General features: G+C 63.8%; 15 protein-coding genes. 5 read left to right on the top strand and 10 right to left on the bottom strand.

What is annotated here, in order from left to right:
* The first annotated feature begins 15 nt into the window (after positions 1–15).
* The gene (locus AC1DYJ_RS17890) at positions 16–381 is read left to right on the top strand and encodes a TadE/TadG family type IV pilus assembly protein (RefSeq protein WP_477285663.1); all 366 of its coding nucleotides are present in this window, start codon (positions 16–18) and stop codon (positions 379–381) included.
* Positions 381–2,147: a pilus assembly protein TadG-related protein gene (locus AC1DYJ_RS17885; protein ID WP_477285662.1), complete on the top strand. Its 1,767-nt coding sequence runs from the start codon at positions 381–383 to the stop codon at positions 2,145–2,147. The genes AC1DYJ_RS17890 and AC1DYJ_RS17885 overlap by 1 nt, the downstream gene beginning before the upstream one ends.
* Before the next feature lie 6 nt (positions 2,148–2,153).
* Here the strand turns inward: AC1DYJ_RS17885 and bglA are convergent, their stop codons facing one another.
* The 10 genes from bglA to AC1DYJ_RS17835 form a co-directional block, all read right to left on the bottom strand.
* Positions 2,154–3,803, bottom strand: coding sequence for a beta-galactosidase BglA (bglA, locus tag AC1DYJ_RS17880; protein ID WP_477285660.1), 1,650 nt, complete (start codon positions 3,801–3,803; stop codon positions 2,154–2,156).
* Positions 3,803–5,803, bottom strand: coding sequence for a glycogen debranching protein GlgX (gene glgX / locus AC1DYJ_RS17875; protein ID WP_477285658.1), 2,001 nt, complete (start codon positions 5,801–5,803; stop codon positions 3,803–3,805). The genes bglA and glgX overlap by 1 nt, the downstream gene beginning before the upstream one ends.
* 157 nt (positions 5,804–5,960) lie before the next feature.
* On the bottom strand, positions 5,961–7,589 hold the full coding sequence (locus AC1DYJ_RS17870; protein ID WP_477285656.1) for an alpha-D-glucose phosphate-specific phosphoglucomutase: 1,629 nt from the start codon (positions 7,587–7,589) through the stop codon (positions 5,961–5,963).
* 3 nt (positions 7,590–7,592) lie between these two features.
* Positions 7,593–9,038, bottom strand: a complete 1,446-nt coding sequence (glgA, locus tag AC1DYJ_RS17865; protein WP_477285654.1) for a glycogen synthase GlgA — start codon at positions 9,036–9,038, stop codon at positions 7,593–7,595.
* A 16-nt stretch (positions 9,039–9,054) separates the two neighbouring features.
* A complete protein-coding gene (gene glgC, locus AC1DYJ_RS17860) occupies positions 9,055–10,320 on the bottom strand; it encodes a glucose-1-phosphate adenylyltransferase (RefSeq protein ID WP_112564064.1) in 1,266 nt (421 codons plus the stop codon).
* 49 nt (positions 10,321–10,369) lie between these two features.
* On the bottom strand, positions 10,370–12,583 hold the full coding sequence (glgB, locus tag AC1DYJ_RS17855; RefSeq protein WP_477285652.1) for a 1,4-alpha-glucan branching protein GlgB: 2,214 nt from the start codon (positions 12,581–12,583) through the stop codon (positions 10,370–10,372).
* A gap of 77 nt (positions 12,584–12,660) precedes the next feature.
* A complete protein-coding gene (locus tag AC1DYJ_RS17850; protein ID WP_477285650.1) occupies positions 12,661–15,123 on the bottom strand; it encodes a glycogen/starch/alpha-glucan phosphorylase in 2,463 nt (820 codons plus the stop codon).
* Between the two features lie 140 nt (positions 15,124–15,263).
* Complete coding sequence (locus tag AC1DYJ_RS17845; protein WP_477285648.1) at positions 15,264–16,046, bottom strand: ATP-binding cassette domain-containing protein; 783 nt, start codon at positions 16,044–16,046, stop codon at positions 15,264–15,266.
* A 2-nt stretch (positions 16,047–16,048) separates the two neighbouring features.
* Positions 16,049–17,110 (bottom strand): ABC transporter permease, encoded by a 1,062-nt coding sequence (locus AC1DYJ_RS17840; RefSeq protein WP_477285646.1) that lies wholly within the window; start codon positions 17,108–17,110, stop codon positions 16,049–16,051.
* A 155-nt stretch (positions 17,111–17,265) separates the two neighbouring features.
* On the bottom strand, positions 17,266–18,243 hold the full coding sequence (locus AC1DYJ_RS17835) for a sugar ABC transporter substrate-binding protein (RefSeq protein WP_112564261.1): 978 nt from the start codon (positions 18,241–18,243) through the stop codon (positions 17,266–17,268).
* A 264-nt stretch (positions 18,244–18,507) separates the two neighbouring features.
* Between AC1DYJ_RS17835 and AC1DYJ_RS17830 the strand changes: the two genes are divergently transcribed.
* Genes AC1DYJ_RS17830 through AC1DYJ_RS17820 form a run of 3 tightly spaced genes read left to right on the top strand, consistent with a single transcriptional unit; the run spans position 18,508 to position 21,101 of the window.
* The gene (locus AC1DYJ_RS17830; RefSeq protein ID WP_477285644.1) at positions 18,508–19,734 is read left to right on the top strand and encodes an ROK family transcriptional regulator; all 1,227 of its coding nucleotides are present in this window, start codon (positions 18,508–18,510) and stop codon (positions 19,732–19,734) included.
* Positions 19,735–20,181 carry an RbsD/FucU family protein gene (locus AC1DYJ_RS17825; protein ID WP_477285642.1) on the top strand — a complete coding sequence of 149 codons (447 nt, stop codon included), beginning with the start codon at positions 19,735–19,737 and terminating at the stop codon, positions 20,179–20,181.
* Positions 20,178–21,101 (top strand): carbohydrate kinase family protein, encoded by a 924-nt coding sequence (locus AC1DYJ_RS17820; RefSeq protein ID WP_477285640.1) that lies wholly within the window; start codon positions 20,178–20,180, stop codon positions 21,099–21,101. Before AC1DYJ_RS17825 ends, AC1DYJ_RS17820 begins: the two co-directional genes overlap by 4 nt.
* Positions 21,102–21,121: the final 20 nt, after the last annotated feature.

The following is a 21,121-nucleotide window of genomic DNA, read 5'->3' as shown; positions in this document are numbered from 1 at the left end:
GCGATCGAATTTGCAATGCTGGCGCCATTGTTTATCCTGCTTCTGCTCGGAATGGTTGCATATGGCATCTATTTCGGCGCCAGCCACTCGGTCCAGCAAATCGCAGCCGATGCGGCGCGAACGGCGATTGCGGGACTGAACGCCACTGAGCGCAAGACGCTGGTGACCAATTTCATCAACAACGATGTCAACGGTTATCCCTTCGTCGATGCCACGAAACTGACGGTCGACGCCAAGGACAGCGTCGCCGGCGGCAGTCAGTTCGTGGTCTCGGTCAGCTACGACGCACGGAATTTGCCGATCTGGAATCTGTTCCCCAATCTGCCGATGCCGGGCATGACCATTCACCGTCAATCGACGATCCGGGTCGGGGGCATCTGATGCGTAGTGCCGTCGCTGGAATGCGGCAGATATGCCGGCGGCTGCTGCGCGACCAGCGGGCCAATTTCGCTGTCATGACGGCGCTCAGCGCGCCCGTCGCGCTGGTGCTGACGGCGTTCGCCGTCGACCAGGGTGCGCTGTTCAACGAGCGCCGCGCCGCGCAGTCGATCGTTGACCTGGCGGCGATCACCGCCGCGGCCAATCTCAACAACGCCGAAACGGCGGTGCTGACGACGCTGAGCGACAATGGCATCTCCTCCGTTACCGTGCAGAAAGCCGGGACAACCATCGCGCCGACAGCCACCAAGGCGGTGGTCCAGATTGTGCCCGGGCGCTACACCGGCTTGAGCTCAATCGCCACCGGCAGCCGGTTCGAGGCGAACAAGCTGCCCTACAACGCCGTGCGCGTCTTCCTGAAGAAGCAGGGCACGCTCTATTTCGGCGCCTCGCTCATGGCCCCGCCGGTCATCGGCACGACGGCCACCGCAAACGCCCAGGCGCAGGCGACCTTTTCGGTCGGATCGAGGCTGCTTGCCGTCAATGACGGCCTGCTCAACGCGCTCCTCAAGGGGCTGGTGGGCGGCAACATCTCGCTCAGCGTGATGGACTATAATTCTCTGATCGCGGCCGACATCAACGTGCTTTCCTTTGTCGACGCGCTCGCGGTTCAGTTGAACATGACCGGTGTGTCCTATTCGGATGTGCTGGCTTCAAAGGCGAGCATCGGCCAGATCGCAACCGCCATGGCCAACGTCCCGGGGCTGGGCAACACGGCCAAACTGGCCTTGCAGTCGGTGGCCTCTAAGGCCACCAGCACGGTCCAGATTCCGCTCAGCCACCTTGTCGACCTCGGCACGGTCGGGCGCCTGGCTCTTGGGCAAAAGCCGTCGGGGCTGGGTGTCGATGCCAGCGCCATGAGCATGCTGACGGCCGCGGCCTCGCTTGCCAACGGCAGCAACCAGGCCCAGCTCGACCTGGGCATCACCGTGCCTGGCCTCACCGCCACGACGCTCAACGTCGCCATTGGCGAGCCGATGCAATCGTCGCCATGGCTGGCTGTCGGCGAGGCCGGTACCGTGGTGCGCACCGCGCAGACACGCATCAAGCTTCTGGCGTCGGTCACCGTCGGCAACAGCAATATCGGCGGCGGCACCAGCCTGCTCTCCGTCACCCTGCCGCTGCATATCGAAATCGCCTATGCGGAGGCCAAGCTGACGGACATAAGCTGTCCGACAGGCCCCGAGAGCATCAAGGTCACCATCGCCACGCGTCCCGGTGTCGTCGAGGCGCATCTCGCAGCCAGCAGCGCCGACGGCAATCCCGGCGCCTTCGCCGATTTCACCAAACCGCAATCCTTCTACAACACCGAAATCGCGGCGGTGAGGCTGCTGCTCGTCCCGCTCTTGTCGGTGAAGGGCTCTGCGGCGTTTGCGATGACCAACATGAACTCGACGGACCTGGTCTTCAACTATAGCGACATCGCCGCCAAGACGATCAAGACCGTCTCAACGCAGAACCTGACGCAGTCGCTGACCACCTCGCTGGTCAGCAATCTGTCGCTGACGGCCAACGTGCTGGGACTGCCGATCAACCTCAACGCCCTGCTTGGAACGGTGAAGCCGGCTGTGGTGGCGCTGCTGAACAGCGTGACAGCGCCCGTCGACACACTGGTCTACAATGTGCTCGCAGCGCTCGGTGTAAGTGTCGGCCAGGCCGACGTCCGGGTGACCGGCGCGACCTGCGGCCGCTCCGTTCTGGTGCAATAGGCCGGGTTAGCCGGCTCGTCCGACAAACCAGCCCAGCGCCGGTAGCGACAGCCCCTTCTCCTGCAGGACCGTGTCGCCACCTGGAGCGATCGCGACGAAGGGCCCAAAATCCGGCGGCAGTGGCCAGTCGGCCGGCTCGTCGCCGAAATTGAAGACACAGAGCAATGTCTCGCCCTCGCCCTGCCTGATGAAGGCAAGGGCATCGCCGTCGGTATCGAGAAAGCGGATCGACCCGTTGACCAGGGCCGGATGCGCCTTGCGCAGGGACAGCATCGTCCGGTAGCCGGCGAGCACGGAATTTTCGTCGCCATCCTGGATGTCGGCCGCCTGGGCGCGGTGGCTTGCCGGCACCGGCAGCCAGGGTTTTCCGTAGGAAAAACCGGCATTGTCGGCGCCCGCCTCCCAGACCATCGGCGTGCGGCAGCCGTCCCTGCCCTTAACCGTCGGCCAGAAGCGAATGCCGACGGGATCGCGCAGGTCCTCGAAGGTCAGTTCCGCTTCCTGCAGCCCGAGTTCCTCGCCCTGGTAGAGGCAGATCGATCCGCGCAGGCATGAGAGAAGGGCAATCGAGAATTTTGCCACCGCATTTGGATCGCCGTCGGCCCGAGTCCAGCGACTGACATGGCGCACGACATCGTGGTTGGAGAACGCCCAGCAGACCCAGCCGTCGGCAACCGCTGCCTCGAAGGCCTCGACGCAGCCGCGCACATGGGCAGGCGAGAATTGCGACCCAAGCAGATCGAACGTGTAGCACATATTGAGCTTGTCGCCGCCGGAGGTGTAGGCGGCGAGCGTCTGCAGCGAGCGGGCTTCGTCGCCGACCTCACCGACGCTGGCGCGGCCGCCATACTCGTCGAGCAGCGCGCGAAAGCGCCTGAGGAAATCGAGGTTTTCCGGTTGGGTCTTGTCGAACAGATGTTCCTGGAAAAGATAGGTGTTGGTTTCGCCATTGGTACCGGCAACGCTCGACGCCAAAGGCGGATTGCTGCGCAGCCAGCGGTCATGGACATAGTAGTTGACCGTGTCGAGACGGAAGCCGTCGACGCCGCGCTCGAGCCAGAACCGCACCGTCTCCAGCAGCGCGTCCTGGACCTCCGGATTGTGGAAGTTGAGGTCCGGCTGCGAGGCCAGGAAATTGTGCATGTAGTACTGTCGGCGGGTGGCATCCCACTCCCAGGCCGGGCCGCCGAAAACCGACAGCCAGTTGTTGGGCGCGTTGCCATCGGGTTTGGTGTCGGCCCAGACGTACCAGTCGGCTTTGTCATTGTCCCTGCTGGCACGACTTTCAACGAACCATTCGTGCTTGTCGGAGGAGTGCGACAGAACCTGGTCGATGATCACCTTCAGGCCGAGCCGGTGCGCCTCGGCCACCAGCGCGTCGAAATCCTCCAAGGTGCCGAACATCGGATCGACAGCCTGATAGTCGGAGACGTCGTAGCCCATGTCGGCCATCGGCGACTTGAAGAACGGCGACAGCCAGACAGCGTCGACGCCGAGCGAGGCGACGTGCGCCAGCCGCGACGTGATGCCTGAGAGGTCGCCGCTGCCGTCGCCGGTCGTGTCCTGGAAGGAGCGCGGATAGATCTGGTAGATGACGCAACCGCGCCACCAGTCGGGGCTCTGTTCGGGTCCCGGCTGGGCATTGTCGTCGGCCATCACGAACCCTTCCTGGCGCGGCCCTTTGCGGTCCGGCGCTCGATCATGAAATTCACGCTACGGCCAGGCAGCGGGCGCGCAAGGTCGATCGCCTGCATTTCGATCGCCGGCTGCCATTGGAACCCTTCCCGCACGGGCAGCGTGAAGACGCATTGGCGACGGTCGCCATTGACGATAACGGCGAGGCGCCCGTCCCCGCTGTCGGCGAGCAGCATGACGAGGCGATGGCGCGCGGCATCGTTCCAGTCGGCCTCACTGAGCTGCGCCCCGGTCTCGGTCAGCCAGGCGACATCGGGCACGTCCGAACCGCCTTGCGGCTCTCCGGTCAGGAAGCGTGGATCGCCGAGCGCCGGCATTGCGCGGCGCAGTGCCGCGAGCGCCGACACATGGGCTTCCAGTGCGAGGTCGCGCCCCGCCCAGTCGAGCCAGGTGATGGCATTGTCCTGGGCATAGGCATTGTTGTTGCCCTTTTGCGTGCGGCCGAATTCGTCGCCCGCCGTCAGCATGATCGTGCCGCGCGAGGCAAACAAGGTGGCGAGCAGCGCCCGGCGATCACCGGAACGGGCCTCGGCAATCGCCTTGTCTGAGGTCTCGCCCTCGACGCCATTGTTCCAGGACAGGTTCTCATTGTGGCCATCGCGGTTCTTCTCGCCATTGGCCTGGTTGTGCTTGGCTTCATAGGCGACGATATCGGCCAGCGTCATGCCGTCATGCGCGGCGATGAAATTGACCGTGCGGCTGGCCGGTTGACCCTCCCTGCCGAACACATCCGACGAACCGGCGAGCCGCGTCGCCAACGCACCGACCGTGCCTGCATCGCCACGCCAGAAGCGCCTGACGTCGTCGCGGTAACGGTCGTTCCATTCGAGATATGGCGGGTGGAAATTGCCGAGCTGGTAGCCGTTCGGGCCGATGTCCCAGGGCTCGGCGATCAGCACCCTGTCGGCGAGGATCGGATCGGTTGCGATGGCCCCGAGCAGTGGCGCCGCGGGATCGAACGCGCCATCGACGCGACCGAGAACCGGCGCCAGGTCGAAGCGGAAACCATCGACGCCGGCTTGGGCAACGAAATGGCGAAGTGTGTCGAGCACCATCTCCTGAACAACAGGATGATCACAGGCGACGGTGTTGCCGGTGCCGGTATCGTTGGCCAGCCTGCCACCCGCCTCGTGCCGGTAATAGGCGTTGGCATCGAGGCCACGCAGCGACAGCGTCGGGCCCAGCCGATCGCTCTCACCGGTGTGGTTGAAGACGAGATCGAGGATGGTGCCGATGCCGGCCTTGCGCAGCGCAGCTACCGTGTCGCGCAATTCGGCGAGGCCGCCCGGCGCCAGGCGCGGATCGAGCGCCATGAAGGTGACAGGGTTGTAGCCCCAGGCATTGCTCAAGCCAAGCGGCGGCAGATGGCGCTCGTCGATCGAAGCGGTGATGGGCATCAGCTCGACGGCGGAGACGCCGATCTTCTTGAGGTGTTCGCCGATGGCTGGATGGGCGAGCGCTGCAATGGTGCCGCGTTGTGCTTCCGGCACATCCGGATGCAGCCTGGTGAAGGAGCGGACGTTGAGCTCGTAGATCAGACCGCCGGGCGCAAACAGCGGCGGCTTGGACGGCAGCGGCTTGGGTAGCGCGCGGGCGACGGTCTTGGGCATCAGCGACGCGGTATCGGCGCCTTCATTGCGCCGCGCCGCAAGCCGCCAGTGGTGGACATAGGGCCGGTCGATCTCGATTGCATAGGGATCGGTCAGCAGTTTCTCTGGATCGAACCACAGGCCGCGCTCGGGCGCGTAGTCGCCATCGGCGCGAAAGCCGTAGCGGGTGCCGGCCGCGAGGCCGGCGGCGAACAGCGCGTAGACGCCCTCGCCTTCGGGCAGGAGCTCAAGCCGGTCGATTTCACGTGCACCGGTGTCGTCGAAGATCGAGACCCAAACGCGCCGTGCGGATGACGACCAGGCGGTGAAGCGGATGCCATCGCGAGTGATGGTGGCGCCGAGTGTGGTCATGCTGGCGCCTTCCACCCTCCCCCTTGTGGGGAGGGTCGCGAACGAAGTGAGCGGGGTGGGGGTCGGCGCGACGAAAGCGCTTTACGAGCACCCCCACCCCGATCCGCTACGCGGATCGACCCTCCCCACAAGGGGGAGGGTAAAGCAGCCACCACCCTCAAGTAATCACGCTCGGCTTGTTGCGGCCGGTGTGGCTCTTGATCCCGGCAATATCATCAGCGGCCGCAATCAGATCGGCGAGCGCCTCTTGCGTGTCGAGATCGTGCCTCGCTCTGTCCGGCTCGTAGCGCTCGATGTAGACGCGCAGCGTCGCTCCGGAAGTGCCGGTGCCGGAGAGGCGGAAGACGACGCGCGAGCCGCCTTCGAACAGGATACGGATGCCCTGGTTCTTGCTCACCGAACCGTCGACTGGGTCGTGATAAGCGAAGTCGTCGGCACTGGCGATCTTCATGCCGCGCACGCTGGTGCCGGGCAGCGAGCCAAGCTTGGCGCGCAACTCATCGACCAGGGCGTTGGCGCGTTCGGTCTCGACCTCTTCATAGTCGTGACGCGAATAATAGTTGCGGCCATAGGTCGCCCAGTGTTCGGTGACCACCTGCTTGGCGCTTTCGCCGCGCACCGCCAAAATGTTCAGCCACAACAGCACCGCCCACAACCCGTCCTTTTCGCGGACATGGTTGGAGCCGGTGCCGGCACTTTCCTCGCCGCAGATCGTCGCCATGCCGGCATCGAGCAGATTGCCGAAGAACTTCCAGCCGGTGGGCGTTTCGTAGATGCCGATGCCGAGCTTTTCGGCGACGCGGTCGGCAGCGCCACTGGTCGGCATCGAGCGGGCGATGCCTTTGAGACCATCCTTGTAGCCCGGCGCCAGCTGCGCGTTGGCGGCAAGCATCGCCACCGAATCCGACGGGGTGACGAAGATGCCCTTGCCGATGATCAGGTTGCGGTCGCCGTCGCCGTCGGAAGCGGCGCCGAAATCCGGCGCGTCCGGGCCCATCATCTCGTCATAGAGATGCTTGGCGTGGACAAGATTGGGGTCCGGGTGATGGCCGCCGAAATCCGGCAGCGGCTTGTAGTTGCGGCAAGTGCCGTTCTCCGCGCCAAGCCGACGCTCGAGGATCTCCTTGGCATAGGGACCGGTGACCGCATGCATGGCGTCGAAGCGCATGCGAAAGCCGTATTTGAAGTTGGCGCGGATGGCGTCGAAGTCGAACAGGCTTTCCATCAGTTCGGCATAGTCGGTGACCGGATCGATCACCTCGACCGCCATGCCGCCGGCCTCGACAGTGCCGATCTTGTCGATGTCGATCGCAGCGACATCGGCGGTCTTGAAGCTCGAAATCGTCTTGGTCTTTTCGAAGATCGCGTCGGTCAGCTTTTCCGGCGCCGGGCCGCCATTGCCGGCATTGTACTTGATGCCGAAATCCTCATGCGGGCCGCCCGGATTGTGGCTGGCCGACAGGATGATGCCACCGAAGGTCTTGTATTTGCGGATGACATGCGAGGCGGCCGGCGTCGACAATATGCCGCCCTGCCCGACCATCACCTTGCCGAAGCCGTTGGCCGCAGCCATGGCGATGGCTTTCTGAATGACCTCGCGGTTGTAGAAGCGGCCGTCGCCGCCGATCACCAGCGTCTTGCCCTTGAAGCCGTCCAGCGCATCGAAGATCGACTGGATGAAGTTCTCGGCATAGTGCTCCTGCTGGAAGACGGGTACCTTCTTGCGCAGGCCGGACGTGCCGGGCTTCTGGTCAAGATAGGGTTTGGTGGCGACGGTCCGGATCATGCTTCAGGCAACCCTTTTCGAAAGCAACAGGCGGTAGAGTTCAACGTATTTGTCGGCGCTCTTGTCCCAGGAGACATCAGCCTTCATGCCCTGGCGCTGGATCTGTTCCCAGACGGCGGGACTTGAATGCGCATCGACCAGCCGGCGGATGGCGTGCAGCATCGCGCCGCCATTGTTGGGCGCAAACTGGAAGCCGGTGGCCACACCTGCCGAGATCGCGGCTTCGTTGGCATCGATGATGGTGTCGGCAAGGCCGCCGGTGCGGGCGACGACCGGCACGCAGCCATAGCGCAGACCGTAGAGCTGGGTCAGCCCGCAGGGCTCGAAGCGCGACGGGATGACGATGGCGTCGCAGCCGCCCTGCATGATGTGGGACAGGCCCTCGTCGTAACCGACGACAACGCCGACGCGGCCGCGATGGCGGGCGGCGGCCGCGAGCAGCGCGCCTTCCAGCCCGGCATCGCCGGAGCCGAGGATCGCCAGCCGCGCGCCGGTGGCGACGACGCCGTCGACGACCGCCGCCAGTATGTCCATGCCCTTTTGCCAGGTCAGCCGGCTGATGACGCAGACGATCGGGCTGTCATCATGCTCCAGATTGAAACGGTCCTCGACAACGGCCCGGTTGGGAAGACGAGCCTTGAGCGTCTGCGCGGAATAGGCCGACACCAGATGCTTGTCGGTCTCGGGGTTCCAGATGTCGACGTCGATGCCGTTGACGATGCCGTAGAGGTCCGAAGATCGCATGTTGATCAGGCCGTCGAGGCCCATGCCGAATTCCGGCGAGCGGATCTCCTGCGCATAGGTGGGGCTGACCGTGGTGATCGCCCATGCAGCCTGCAGGCCGGCCTTGAGGAAGCCGACGCCGCCATAATACTCGACACCGTCGAGCGCCATCGCCACCGCCGGCAGGCCGAGCTCACCAAAGATGCCGGCGCCGAACTGGCCCTGGAAGGCAAGGTTGTGCACGGTGATCAGCGACGGCACGCCGACCGCCTTGCCGTAGCGCATATAGGCCAGCGTCATCGCCGACTGCCAGTCATGGGCATGCACCAGATCCGGCTGGTAGCCTGAGATGGCGCCGCCGGCGATATCGCCGCCGACCTGGCTCAACGCCGCGAAACGCCGCCAATTGTCGGGCCAGTCGGCACCGGCCGCATTGCCGTAGGGGCCACCGGGGCGATCGTAGAGATGCGGCGCGTCGAGCACGAACAGATCGAGCCCGGCGATCTGCACGGCATGGACCGAAGCCTTGCCGCCCTGCAGCAGCGGGTACTGGTAGACGGCCTTCTTTTTCTTGAAGGCGTCCATCACCTGCGGAAAGCCGGGGATGAGCGTGCGCATCGTCACGCCCTTGGCGGCAAGTGCGATCGGCAATGCGCCGGTCACGTCGGCAAGTCCGCCGGTCTTGATCAGCGGGAAGATTTCGGGCGTGACCGACAGAACCTGCATGCTTCTATGGTCCGATCTACAGTTTCAGTTTGTCGATCATGTCCTGCGTGACCAGGCAGATGCCCTTTTCCGAGACGCGGAAACGCTTGGCGTCCAGAGCCGGGTCTTCGCCCACCACCAGCCCTTCCGGTATCCTTACACCGTGGTCGATGACGACGCGCTTCAACTTTGCGTTCCGGCCGACATGGACGTCGGGCAGCATGACGACTTCTTCCAGCGTCGAATAAGAGTTGATGCGCGCGCCGGTGAAGATCAGGCTGCGCTTCAGCGAAGCGCCCGAGACGATGCAATCGCCCGACACCAGCGAGGAGACGGCCGAGCCGCGGCGGCCGTCCTCGTCATGCACGAACTTTGCCGGCGGCTTCAATTCAGCGTAGGTCCAGATCGGCCAGTCGCGGTCGTAGAGGTCGAGTTCGGGAGTGATGTCGGTCAGGTCGATATTGGCTTCCCAATAAGCGTCGACCGTTCCCACATCGCGCCAATAAGCCTCGTTCTCAGCGGTCGAGCGGACGCAGGATTTGGCGAAGCGATGCGCGATCGCCTTACCGTGCTGGACGATGTAGGGGATGATGTCCTTGCCGAAGTCGCGGCTGGAGCCCGGCTCGGCGGCATCGCGGCGCAGCTGCTCCATCAGGAACTTGGTCTTGAAGACATAGATGCCCATCGAGGCCAGCGCGAATTCCGGCTTGTCGGGAATGCCGGGCGGATCGGCGGGCTTTTCGACGAAGGCGATGATGTTGTCCTTGCCATCGACATGCATGACGCCGAAGCCCGTCGCTTCCATGCGCGGCACTTCGAGGCAGCCGACGGTGACGTCGGCATTGGCGTCGACGTGCTGGCGCAGCATCAGCTCGTAGTCCATCTTGTAGATGTGGTCGCCGGCCAGGATGACCATGTATTCCGGGCCATAGGCCTCGATGATGTCGATGTTCTGGTAGACGGCGTCGGCCGTGCCTTCATACCACTGGGTTTCCGAGACGCGCTGCGAGGCCGGCAGGATGTCGAAGCTTTCGTTTCGCTCCGGGCGCAGGAAGTTCCAGCCGCGCTGCAGATGGCGGATCAGCGAATGCGCCTTGTACTGGGTGGCGACACCGAGGCGGCGAATGCCGGAGTTCAGCGCATTGGACAGCGCGAAATCGATGATGCGCGTCTTGCCGCCGAAATAGACAGCGGGCTTGGCGCGCCGGTCGGTCAATTCCTTGAGCCGGCTGCCGCGGCCGCCGGCCAGCACATAGGCCATGGCATCGCGCGCCAGCGGCTGGGTTCTCTTCAAGTCTGCCATTTTTTACCCTCCCAAATTACCAGTCTGGAGCATCGCTCAGTCGACGGCCTTAGTCCGCAACGAGTTCCAACATGATCGTCGACAGCGGCGGCAAAAGCATTGTTGCCGAAATGCCTCCTCCCTCCGCCCTGGCTTCGACCACGCCGCCATTGCCCTTGCCCGAACCACCATAGTCCGAAGCGTCGGTGTTGATGATTTCGCGCCATTTGCCGACCTTGGGCAACGGCACGCGATAATTGTCGCGCGGCACCGGCGTGAAGTTGGAAATGACGGCGATGGGATTGCCGTCCGGCGCGCTGCGCAGCCAGGCGAAGACGGAGTTTTCCTTGTCGTCGACGATCAGCCAGGAAAAGCCATCCGGCTCGCAGTCGCGCGCATGCAGCGCCGGGCGCGAGCGGTAGAGGTAGTTGAGGTCGCGCACCGTCTGCCAGACGCCGCGATGCGGGCGAAAATCGAGCAGGTTCCAGTCGAGCGCGCGCGCCTCGCTCCACTCGCGGCGCTGGGCGAACTCCTGGCCCATGAACAACAGCTTCTTGCCGGGATAACCCCACATGAAGGCGTAAAAGGCGCGAAGCGTCGCAAACTTCTGCCAGTCGTCGCCGGCCATCTTGCCGAGCAGCGTGCCCTTGCCGTGCACGACCTCGTCATGGGACAGCGGCAGCACGAAATTCTCTGAAAAGGCGTAGGTCAGGCCGAAGGTCAGGTCGTTGTGGTGGTGCTTGCGGAAGATCGGCTCCTTGGCGAAATACTCCAGCGTGTCGTGCATGAAGCCCATGTTCCACTTGAAGCCGAAGCCCAGTCCGCCCTCATGCACCGGTGCCGAGACCTTCGGCCACGAGGTCGATTCCTCGGCGATGGTCATCACGCCGGGATGATGGCCGTAGACCTCCTTGTTCATCTTCTGCAGGAAGGAGACCGCCTCGAGGTTTTCGCGGCCGCCCTTCTCGTTGGGGATCCATTCGCCGGCCTTGCGCGAATAATCGAGGTAGAGCATCGACGCCACCGCATCGACGCGCAAACCGTCGACATGGTATTTCTCGGCCCAGAACAACGCATTGTTGACCAGGAACGACACCACCTCGCGGCGGCCGAAATTGTAGATCGCGGTGTTCCAGTCGGGATGGAAACCCTTGCGCGGATCGGCATGCTCATAGAGTGCCGTGCCGTCGAAATTGGCCAGGCCATGCGCGTCGACCGGGAAATGCGCCGGCACCCAGTCGAGGATGACGCCGACGCCGGCGCGGTGCGCACCGTCGACGAAACGGGCAAAGCCGTCCGGGTCGCCGAAGCGCGCCGACGGGGCATAAAGTCCGGTTGTCTGATAACCCCATGACGGGTCATAGGGATGTTCGGAGATCGGCAGGAATTCGATGTGGGTGAAGCCGGTTTCGACGGCATAGGGAATCAGCTGGTCGGCGAGTTCGTCCCATGACAGGAAGCTGCCGTCATCGTGCTGCTGCCACGAACCGGCATGGACCTCGTAGATCGAAATCGCTTCGCGCCGGGGATCGGCCTTGCGCCAGTAGCTGCGGTGCGCCTCGTCGCCCCATTCATGCGCCGGCGGCACCGCCGTCACCGAAGCGGTGGCCGGGCGCAGTTCGGATTTGAAGGCGAACGGATCGGCCTTGAGCGGCAGGCGCACGCCGTCAGGGGCGATGATCTCGTATTTGTAGGGCCGGCCGGCGCCGATATCGGGGATGAACAGCTCCCAGATGCCGGTGTCGCGGCGATCGCGCATCGTGTGCCGGCGGCCGTCCCATTCGTTGAAATCGCCGACCACGGAGACGCGTCGCGCATTGGGCGCCCAGACGGCGAAATGCACGCCCGAGGCGCCTTCATGGTCGATGAGATGGGCGCCGAGCTTGTCGAACAGCCTGAGATGCGACCCTTGCGCGATGTAGTAATCGTCCATCGGGCCGAGCACCGGGCCGAAGGAATAGGGATCGGTCAGCCACCAGTCGCCGCCGGCATTTTTGGCGTGATAACGCAGCGCCTGGCGTTTTTTGATCGAAACCTTGCCCTCGAAGAAACCGGCATCGTCGCGGCGTGAGAGTTCGCCGACCTCCTTGCCGGTCAGCGTATAGGCGGTGACGAACTCGGCATTGGGCACGAAGCAGCGGGCAACGAAGCCCTTGCCGGCTTCATGCACGCCCAGGATTGCAAAAGGATCGCCATGCGTGCCGGCAACAATCGCCGCGACATCGCCGGCTGGCGCCAGCCCGTCCGGCCCGCTTGTCGCAGCGGTCACGCGCGGTTTCCTCATCAGCCGATTTCCCTCCCGGGGAGCCAGTTCTTGTTCTTGTGCATAAGACCCTTTGTTCGTGGCCTCATGCAATCATATCAGGCGGGTACGTTCCAGATTTCTTTCGCATATTGGCGGATCGTGCGATCGGAAGAGAACCAGCCGCCGCGGGCGACGTTGCGGATGGCGCGGGCGTACCAGTCGGGACTGTTGCGCCAGACGGCGTCGACATCGCGCTGGGTAGCTGCATAGGCGTCGAAATCTGCAGCAACCATGAACCAGTCGGTGTTGTAGAGACCGTCGATCAGCTCGCGGTAGCGATCCGGCTGATCGGGCGAGAACACGCCCGACGAGACGGCGGCGACAGCCTGCGCCAGTTCCGGCGATCCTTCGATCACGGCGCGCGGGTTGTAGCCATTGTTGCGCCGCTCGGCGACTTCGGCCGTGGTCAGGCCGAAGATGAAGATGTTGTCGTCGCCGACATGCTCCTTCATCTCGACATTGGCGCCATCGAGCGTGCCGATGGTCAAGGCGCCGTTCATCATGAACTTCATGTTGCCGGTGCCCGACGCTTCCATGCCGGCGGTCGAGATTTGCTCGGACAGGTCGGCTGCCGGCATCAGCACTTCGGCCAGGCTGACATTGTAGTTCGGCACGAACACCACTTTCAGCAGGCCGCGCACCGACGGGTCGCTGTTGATGACCTTGGCGACGTCGTTGGCGAGTTTGATGATCAGCTTGGCGTTGTGGTAGCTGGGCGCCGCCTTGCCGCCGAAGAATTTCACGCGCGGCATCCAGTCCCGCTCGGGATGCGAGCGGATCTGGTCATAAAGCGCGATGGCTTCCAAGATGTTGAGCAGCTGGCGCTTGTATTCGTGGATGCGCTTGACCTGGATGTCGAACAGCGCCGACGGATCGAGCCTGATGCCGAGCCGTTCCGCGACGAGATTGGCGAGCTTGACCTTGTTGGCGCGCTTGACGGCGGCGAACTTGTCGCGGAAGGCGGCGTCGTCGGCAAAGGCATCGAGCCCCTTGATGGCCTCGATATTGTCGAGGAAGCGGTCGCCGATCGCCTCGCGGGTGAGCGCGGTCAGCCCCGGATTGCACTGGATCAGCCAGCGCCGCGGCGTGATGCCGTTGGTCTTGTTGTTGATGCGGTCGGGATAGAGCTTGTGAAGGTCGGCAAACACCGTCTCCTTCATCAGCTCGGTGTGCAGCGCCGACACGCCGTTGATCGAGTGCGAGCCGACAAAGGCGAGGTTGCCCATGCGTACGCGGCGGTCGCCGGCTTCCTGGATCAGCGAGATGCGGCTGATCTGCTCGCCCGAGAACTGGTTGGTGGCGCGGGCTTCGAGCAGCACCTGCGCGTTGATGGCGTAGACGATCTGCATGTGGCGCGGCAAAAGCCGCTCGAACAGCGGCACCGGCCAGCTTTCCAGCGCCTCGGGTAAGAGCGTGTGGTTGGTGTAGCCGAAAGTGCGCTTGGTGATGTCCCAGGCCTGGTCGAAATCCATGCCGTGGATGTCCATCAGCAGCCGCATCAGCTCCGGCACGGCAATCGCCGGATGGGTGTCGTTGAGATGGATCGCCGCCTTGTCGGGCAGCGAGACAAGATCGCCGTATTGGCTGAGATGGCGCTGGACGATGTCCTGCAGCGAGGCGGTGGAGAAGAAATACTCCTGGCGGAGCCTGAGTTCCTGCCCCGCCTTGTGGGAATCGGCGGGGTAAAGCACGCGCGACAGCGCATCGGCCTTGTTGCTTTCGGCGAGCGCGCCGATGTGGTCGCCGGCGTTGAACTTGTCGAGCAGGATCGGATCGATCGGCATGCCGGACCACAGCCGCAGCGTGTTGACGCGGTTGGCGCGCCAGCCGACCACCGGCGTGTCGTAGGCGACGGCCTGGACATGTTCGGTCGGCTTCCAGACATGGCGTTCGAGCCTTCCGTCCTTGGAGGTGATCGATTCCACCGAACCGCCGAAACCGACCTCGAAGGCGCGTTCGCGGCGTTCGAACTCCCAGGGGTTGCCGTGGTCGAGCCAGGTTTCGGGCAGTTCGACCTGCCAGCCGTCATGGATCTCCTGGCGGAACATGCCGTTGGCGTAGCGGATGCCGTAGCCGTGGGCGGGAATGTCGACGGTGGCCATGCTTTCCATGAAGCAGGCGGCGAGCCGGCCGAGACCGCCATTGCCGAGCGCGGCGTCCGGCTCAAGCCCTGCGATGAGGTCGAGGTCGACGCCGAGCGACTTCAGCGCCTCGCGCATATTGTCCATCAGGCCGAGATTGGAGAAGGCATCGCGCATCAGCCGGCCGATGAGGAATTCGAGCGACAGGTAATAGACGCGCTTTTCCTGCTGGGCGTAGGCCTCCTGCGTCGCCTGCATCCAGTGATCGACGATGCGGTCGCGCACGACCTTGATCGAGGCGGTCAGCCAATCATATTGCGTGGCGACGTTGGTGCCCTTGCCGACCCGGTATTTGAGGGCAAGCAAGACTTCGTCGGCGAGCGTCTTGGGATCGGGGATTTCGAGAACAGGGGCTTTGGCTGTCATTGTTCGCGTCATACTGCCTCTCGTGATCGTGCTGCGATCATACCGGCTTTCGCTCTCAGTCCCAGCCCATCCTAGTGCATTGCAACATACATTCAATCGATTTAGGTCGAATAGCCGCCGGTTCCCCTGCGGCAATTTATCCGCAGAGCGGATCAGGCCGCGAGCGCCGCTTCCGGCGGAACCTTGGCTCCGGTCATGAAAGCCACGGCGTCCGACATCGTATATTGCTTGGGATCGATGACGCAGAGGCGACGTCCCAGCCGATGGATGTGGATACGGTCGGCGACTTCGAAGACATGCGGCATGTTGTGCGAGATCAGCACGATCGGCAGGCCGCGCTTCTTGACGTCGAGGATCAGTTCAAGCACGCGACGGCTCTCCTTGACGCCAAGTGCTGCGGTCGGCTCGTCCATGATCACCACGCGGCTGCCGAAAGCGGCGGCTCGCGCCACCGCCACGCCCTGACGCTGGCCGCCGGATAGCGTTTCCACCGCCTGGCTGATGTTCTGGATGGTCATCAGGCCAAGTTCGGTGAGCTTGTCGCGGGCGCGCTTTTCCATCGCCGGCCGGTCGAGCATGCGCAGCCAGTCGCCGAGGAAGCCGGGTTTGCGGATTTCGCGGCCGAGGAACATGTTGTCGGCGATGGAGAGCGCCGGCGACAAAGCCAGGTTCTGGTAGACCGTCTCGATGCCGGCTTCGCGCGCCTCCATCGGCGACTTGAAGGAAACGGCTTTGCCTTCAAGCCGGATCTCGCCCTCGTCGGGCACGGCGGCGCCGGAAATCGCCTTGATCAGCGATGACTTGCCGGCGCCATTGTCGCCGATGACGGCCAGGATTTCGCCCGGGTAGAGGTCGAAATCGGCATTGTCGAGGGCGGTGACGCGGCCATAGCGCTTGATCAGGCCGCGCGCGGTGAGGATGGGTTCCTGGGTCATGATTATGCCGAAACCTTTCTGATCCATTGGTCGATGGCCACGGCGCCGATGATCAGCACACCGGTCAAAAGCACCTTCCATTGCGGATCGGCGCCCAGCATGTTGAGTCCCATCGAGACGACACCGACGATCATCGCGCCGAAAAGCGTGCCGAGGATCGAGCCGCGGCCGCCGAACAGTGAAATACCGCCGATCACCGTCGCGGTGATCGCCTGCAGATTGTAGTCGGTGACGGCGGCTGACGGCGAGATCGAGCCGTTGCGGCCGATGGAAACCCAGGCCGCGAAAGCGGCGATCAACCCGGCAAGGGTGTAGACCGTCATCAACACCTTCTTGGTCTGGATGCCAGAAAGCTTCGCCGCTTCCTGATCATCGCCAACGGCGTAGACATGGCGGCCCCATGCCGTGTGGTTGAGCACGTACCAAAGCACCATAACGAGCACGACCGTGGCGATGACGCCGAGCGTCAGCACCGCCGTACCGATCTTGAAGCTCAGGGCAAACAGATGCAGCAGCGGCGCCTGGGTGTCGACGTCGGTGTCGCGGATCGTCTCGTTGGCCGAATAGATGAAATTCGTCGCCATGACGATGTTCCAGGTGCCGAGCGTGACGATGAACGGCGGCAGCTTCATGTAGGCGACCAGCAGGCCGTTGAGCAGGCCACAGGCTGCGCCCGCGGCAAGTCCGATGGGCACCGCGAGCACGGCCGGCATACCGTAGCTGACCGCGCAATTGCCCATGATCACGGCCGAAATCACCATGATCACGCCGATCGACAGGTCGATGCCCGCGGTCAGGATGACCAGCGTCTGCGCGGCACCGAGGATGCCGACGATGGCGATCTGCTGCAGGATCAACGTCAGCGTATAGGATGAAAAGAAACGCCCGCCGATGGCGATGCCGAAAATGATGATCGACAGGACCAGCACAATCAGCGGCACCGCCGCCGGCGTGGAGTGCAGGAAATGCTGGATGCGCTTGACGGCCGATTTGTGCTCGTCAAAGGCGGCAACGCTTGTGTCACTGCCCGAGAGAACTTTTTCGAATTCCTGAGCCTGAGCCATGTTTCCTCCCCTGGGCTTCAGCTCCATGCCGAAACCCGTTCGCGCCTGTCCGGTCTGCCGCCGGGATTATTCGCGTTTACAGTGACACATCGTCCACCCGAAGCGGCCGGGGATCAAGCCCCCGGCCTCAGGTTCTTGCTGCTGTCAGACAGCCATCAGCCCCAGCACTTGGCGAGGCCTTCCTTGGTGTCGATCGACTTCACGCCGTTTGCCGGCTTGTCGGTAACCAGGTTGACGCCGGTATCGAAGAAGTTCTTGCCTTCGGTCGGCTTCGGCTTGGTGCCGTCCTTGGCGAAAGCAGCGATCGCCTCGATGCCGAGTGCCGCCATCTGCAGCGGATATTGCTGCGAGGTAGCTCCGATGACGCCTTCGGTCACCGACTTCACGCCGGGGCAGCCGCCGTCAACCGAGACGATCAGCACCTGGCTTTCGAGACCGACAGCCTTGAGCGCCTGGTAGGCGCCGACAGCGGCAGGCTCGTTAATGGTGTGGATGACGTTGATGGTGTTGTCCTTCTGCAGAAGGTTCTCCATCGCCTTGCGGCCACCCTCTTCGTTGCCGTTGGTTACGTCATGGCCGACGATGCGCGCGTCGTCCTCGTCGCCGATCTTGTTGGGATCCTTCACATCGATGCCGAAGCCCATCATGAAGCCCTGGTCGCGCAACACGTCCACGGTCGGCTGCGACGGCGTCAGGTCGAGGAAGCCGATCTTGGCGTCCTTGGCCTTGTCGCCGAGGGTCGCGGCAGCCCAGGCGCCGATCAGTTTGCCGGCTTCCAGATTGTCCGTCGCGAAGGTCGCATCAGCGGCATCGATCGGGTCAAGCGGGGTGTCGAGCGCGATCACCAGCAGGCCGGCGTCACGCGCCTTCTTCACCGTCGGCACAATGCCCTTGGTGTCGGACGCGGTGATCAGAATGCCCTTGGCGCCGTCGGCGATGCAGCTTTCGATCGCCGCCACCTGGCTTTCGCTGTCACCGTCGATCTTGCCGGCATAGGTCTTGAGGTCGACGCCAAGTTCCTTGGCCTTGGCGGTCGCGCCTTCCTTCATCTTGACGAAGAAGGGGTTGGTGTCGGTCTTGGTGATCAGGCAGGCGCCGACGCCGGCGGCAGATGCCGTAGAGGCAAACGCCATCAGGCCGAGGCCCGCCGCGGCGAACACGGTGGAGTTCAAAAATGCTTTGGTCACGATCTTCCTCCCATGGAACCATGCGGATGCCGCCAACCGGCATCTCGAGCGCATCCACTGAAATTCTCCCAGTGTGGACGCGCCCTCAAATGACACCAGTGGGGGGCACCTGTCAATAATTAAATCACTCTTATTTATTATTGACAGCATTGCACGGTTCACTCATTCTGCCGCAAAAGCAGTAAGAATAAACCAAGGGAAGGAACAAGGGTGGAGACCGGCATTGCGAGGCACGGTTCGCCCGAGGCGGCCGCCAGTCGTCTCCACCGTGGCACCAATCAAAGCGGCATGCGCGACCACAATGAGCGGCTGGTGCTGTCTCTGGTGCGCCAGCATGGCAGCCTAGCCAAATCAGACATTGCGCGCATGACCGGTCTGTCGGCGCAGACGGTCTCGGTCATCATGCGCGAACTGGAGGAAGACAGCCTGCTGGTGCGCCAGGCGCCATTGCGCGGCAAGATCGGGCAGCCTTCCATCCCGATGGCGCTGAACCCCGAAGGCGCCTTCTTCATCGGGCTCAAAATCGGCCGCCGCAGCGCCGAACTGGTGCTGATCGATTTCCTTGGGCATGTGCGTTCCATGCTGCAGCACTCCTACCGCTATCCGGCGCCGCGCGAGACGGTGGAGTTCGTCACATCGGGCATGAAGACGATGCGCGCCGAACTGACACCGGCGCAGGACAGGCGCATTGCCGGGCTCGGCATCGCCATGCCGTTCGAACTGTGGAACTGGGCCGACACCGCCGGTGCGCCGCGCGACATCATGGATGAGTGGCGCCACCGCGACATCCGCACCGACATCCAGGCGCAATGCGAATTCCCGGTCTATCTGCAGAACGACGCGACGTCGGCCTGCGGCGCAGAATTGGTGTTCGGCCAGACCGGCGGCGCGCGCGACTTCGTCTATTTCTACATCGGCGCCTTTGCCGGCGGCGGCATCGTGCTCAACGGCCGGCTTTTTGGTGGACCGACGGGCAATGCCGGAGCGCTGGGCTCGATGCCGGTACCGGGACCGGACGGCAAGCCGACGCAGCTCATCGACGTCGCCTCGATCGCCATGCTGGAAAAGGCGCTCAGCGCGCGCGGCATCGACGGCTCCTATCTCTGGACCTCGCCGCAGGAATGGGGCGACATCGGCGCCGACTTGGACGACTGGATCGCCAACGCCTCGCGGGCGCTTGCCTATGCCATCGTCGCTGCGTCCTCGGTGATCGACTTCGAGGCCGCGGTGATCGACGGCTGGATGCCGCTCGCGGTGCGGCGTCGCCTCGTCGATGCCGTCAGGCAGGCGATCGGCACGATCGACGGCGAAGGCCTGAAGCTGCCGGTTGTGCGCGAAGGCACCGTCGGCATCCACGCCCGCGCGCTGGGTGGCGCCAGCCTGCCGCTGTCCGAACGCTTCCTCATCGGTTCGACAACGATTTCCAGGAGCACCTGAATGCTGATCGGTATTCCGTCGCTGCTCGGTCCGGAGCTTCTGGCGACCTTGCGCGCCATGGGCCATGGCGACGAGATCGCGCTCGTCGATGGCAACTACCCGGCGGAAGAACAGGCAAACCGGCTGGTGCGAGCCGACGGTCATCAGCTGATACCGGTGCTCGACGCCATATTGAGCGTGTTGCCGGTGGACGACTTCGTGCCGGAAGCGCTGTTTCGCGCCTCGGTCAGGGGCGATCCCTCGGTTGCCGATCCGGTCCACCGCGAGATCGAGGCGATCTGCACCAAGCGTGCGCCGGGCCGCAAGGTGGTTGCGCTGGCCGGCGCCGACTTCTATGCACGCGTCCGGTCGGCGTATGCGATCGTCGCGACCGGTGAACCCAGGCTCTACGCCAACATCATCATCCGTAAAGGCGTGATCTATCCGCCGGAAAGTCCTGAGACATGATCCTCTGCTGCGGCGAAGCCTTGATCGACATGCTGCCGCGCACAACGACGCTGGGCGAGCCGGCCTTTGCGCCCTATGTCGGCGGCGCGGTGTTCAACACGGCGATCGCGCTCGGCCGGCTCGGCGCGCCGGCCGGCTTCTTTTCCGGCCTATCGTCGGATCTGTTCGGCGGCCAGTTCCGCGAGGCGCTGGGGGCAAGCAAGGTCAGCTCCACCTATGCGCACACCTCCCCTCGCCCCACCACGCTCGCCTTCGTGCGGCTCACCAATGGCCAGGCGACCTACACTTTCTATGACGAGAACACCGCCGGGCGCATGCTGACGATCGAAGACCTGCCGGAACTCGGCGCCGAGATCGAGGCCATGCTGTTTGGCGCCATCAGCCTGATCTCGGACCCGGCGGGCGCCGCCTATGAGGAATTCATGAAGCGCGAGCACCAGCGCCGCGTCATGATGCTCGATCCCAACATCCGGCCGAACTTCATCCCCGACAAGGCCAAGCATCTCAGGCGCATCCGCTCGATGATGGCAATGGCAGACATCGTAAAACTGTCGGATGAGGATTTGCACTGGTTCGGTGAGGCCGGCTCGCATGAGGACGTCATCCGCAACTGGCTGGACCGCGGGCCGAAGCTGATCGTCGTCACCCATGGTAGCGAAGGCGCCGTCGGCTACAGCAAAGACCACAAGGTCACGGTGATGCCTGAGAAGGTTGAGGTGGTCGACACGGTCGGGGCCGGCGACACGTTCAATGCCGGCATTCTGGCCTCGCTGCACGAGCAAGGCCTGCTCACCAAGGCTGACATCGGCGGCCTTTCCGAGGACGCGATCCGCCAGGCGCTGGCGCTCGGCGCCAAGGCAGCGGCGGTGACGGTGTCGCGGGCCGGCGCCAATCCGCCCTGGCGGCATGAAATCGCCTGATCCACGCTTTATCCGGCCGC

The sequence above is a fragment of the Mesorhizobium sp. P2_B11 genome, from assembly GCF_056404855.1.
The sequence above is the reverse complement of the archived record's forward strand: the minus strand, read 5'-3'. Positions and strand labels throughout refer to the sequence as shown.

Excerpts from the sequence above, each read along its gene's own strand:
- AC1DYJ_RS17870 (WP_477285656.1), bottom strand. The coding sequence starts at position 7,589 with ATGATCCGGACCGTCGCCACCAAACCCTATCTTGACCAGAAGCCCGGC.
- AC1DYJ_RS17820 (WP_477285640.1), top strand. The coding sequence starts at position 20,178 with ATGATCCTCTGCTGCGGCGAAGCCTTGATCGACATGCTGCCGCGCACA.
- glgB (WP_477285652.1), bottom strand. The coding sequence starts at position 12,583 with ATGAGGAAACCGCGCGTGACCGCTGCGACAAGCGGGCCGGACGGGCTG.
- glgX (WP_477285658.1), bottom strand. The coding sequence starts at position 5,803 with ATGACCACACTCGGCGCCACCATCACTCGCGATGGCATCCGCTTCACC.
- AC1DYJ_RS17825 (WP_477285642.1), top strand. The coding sequence starts at position 19,735 with ATGCTGATCGGTATTCCGTCGCTGCTCGGTCCGGAGCTTCTGGCGACC.
- AC1DYJ_RS17850 (WP_477285650.1), bottom strand. The coding sequence starts at position 15,123 with ATGACGCGAACAATGACAGCCAAAGCCCCTGTTCTCGAAATCCCCGAT.
- glgA (WP_477285654.1), bottom strand. The coding sequence starts at position 9,038 with ATGCAGGTTCTGTCGGTCACGCCCGAAATCTTCCCGCTGATCAAGACC.
- AC1DYJ_RS17890 (WP_477285663.1), top strand. The coding sequence starts at position 16 with ATGCTGGCGCCATTGTTTATCCTGCTTCTGCTCGGAATGGTTGCATAT.
- AC1DYJ_RS17840 (WP_477285646.1), bottom strand. The coding sequence starts at position 17,110 with ATGGCTCAGGCTCAGGAATTCGAAAAAGTTCTCTCGGGCAGTGACACA.
- AC1DYJ_RS17835 (WP_112564261.1), bottom strand. The coding sequence starts at position 18,243 with ATGGCGTTTGCCTCTACGGCATCTGCCGCCGGCGTCGGCGCCTGCCTG.
- bglA (WP_477285660.1), bottom strand. The coding sequence starts at position 3,803 with ATGGCCGACGACAATGCCCAGCCGGGACCCGAACAGAGCCCCGACTGG.
- AC1DYJ_RS17885 (WP_477285662.1), top strand. The coding sequence starts at position 381 with ATGCGTAGTGCCGTCGCTGGAATGCGGCAGATATGCCGGCGGCTGCTG.
- glgC (WP_112564064.1), bottom strand. The coding sequence starts at position 10,320 with ATGGCAGACTTGAAGAGAACCCAGCCGCTGGCGCGCGATGCCATGGCC.
- AC1DYJ_RS17845 (WP_477285648.1), bottom strand. The coding sequence starts at position 16,046 with ATGACCCAGGAACCCATCCTCACCGCGCGCGGCCTGATCAAGCGCTAT.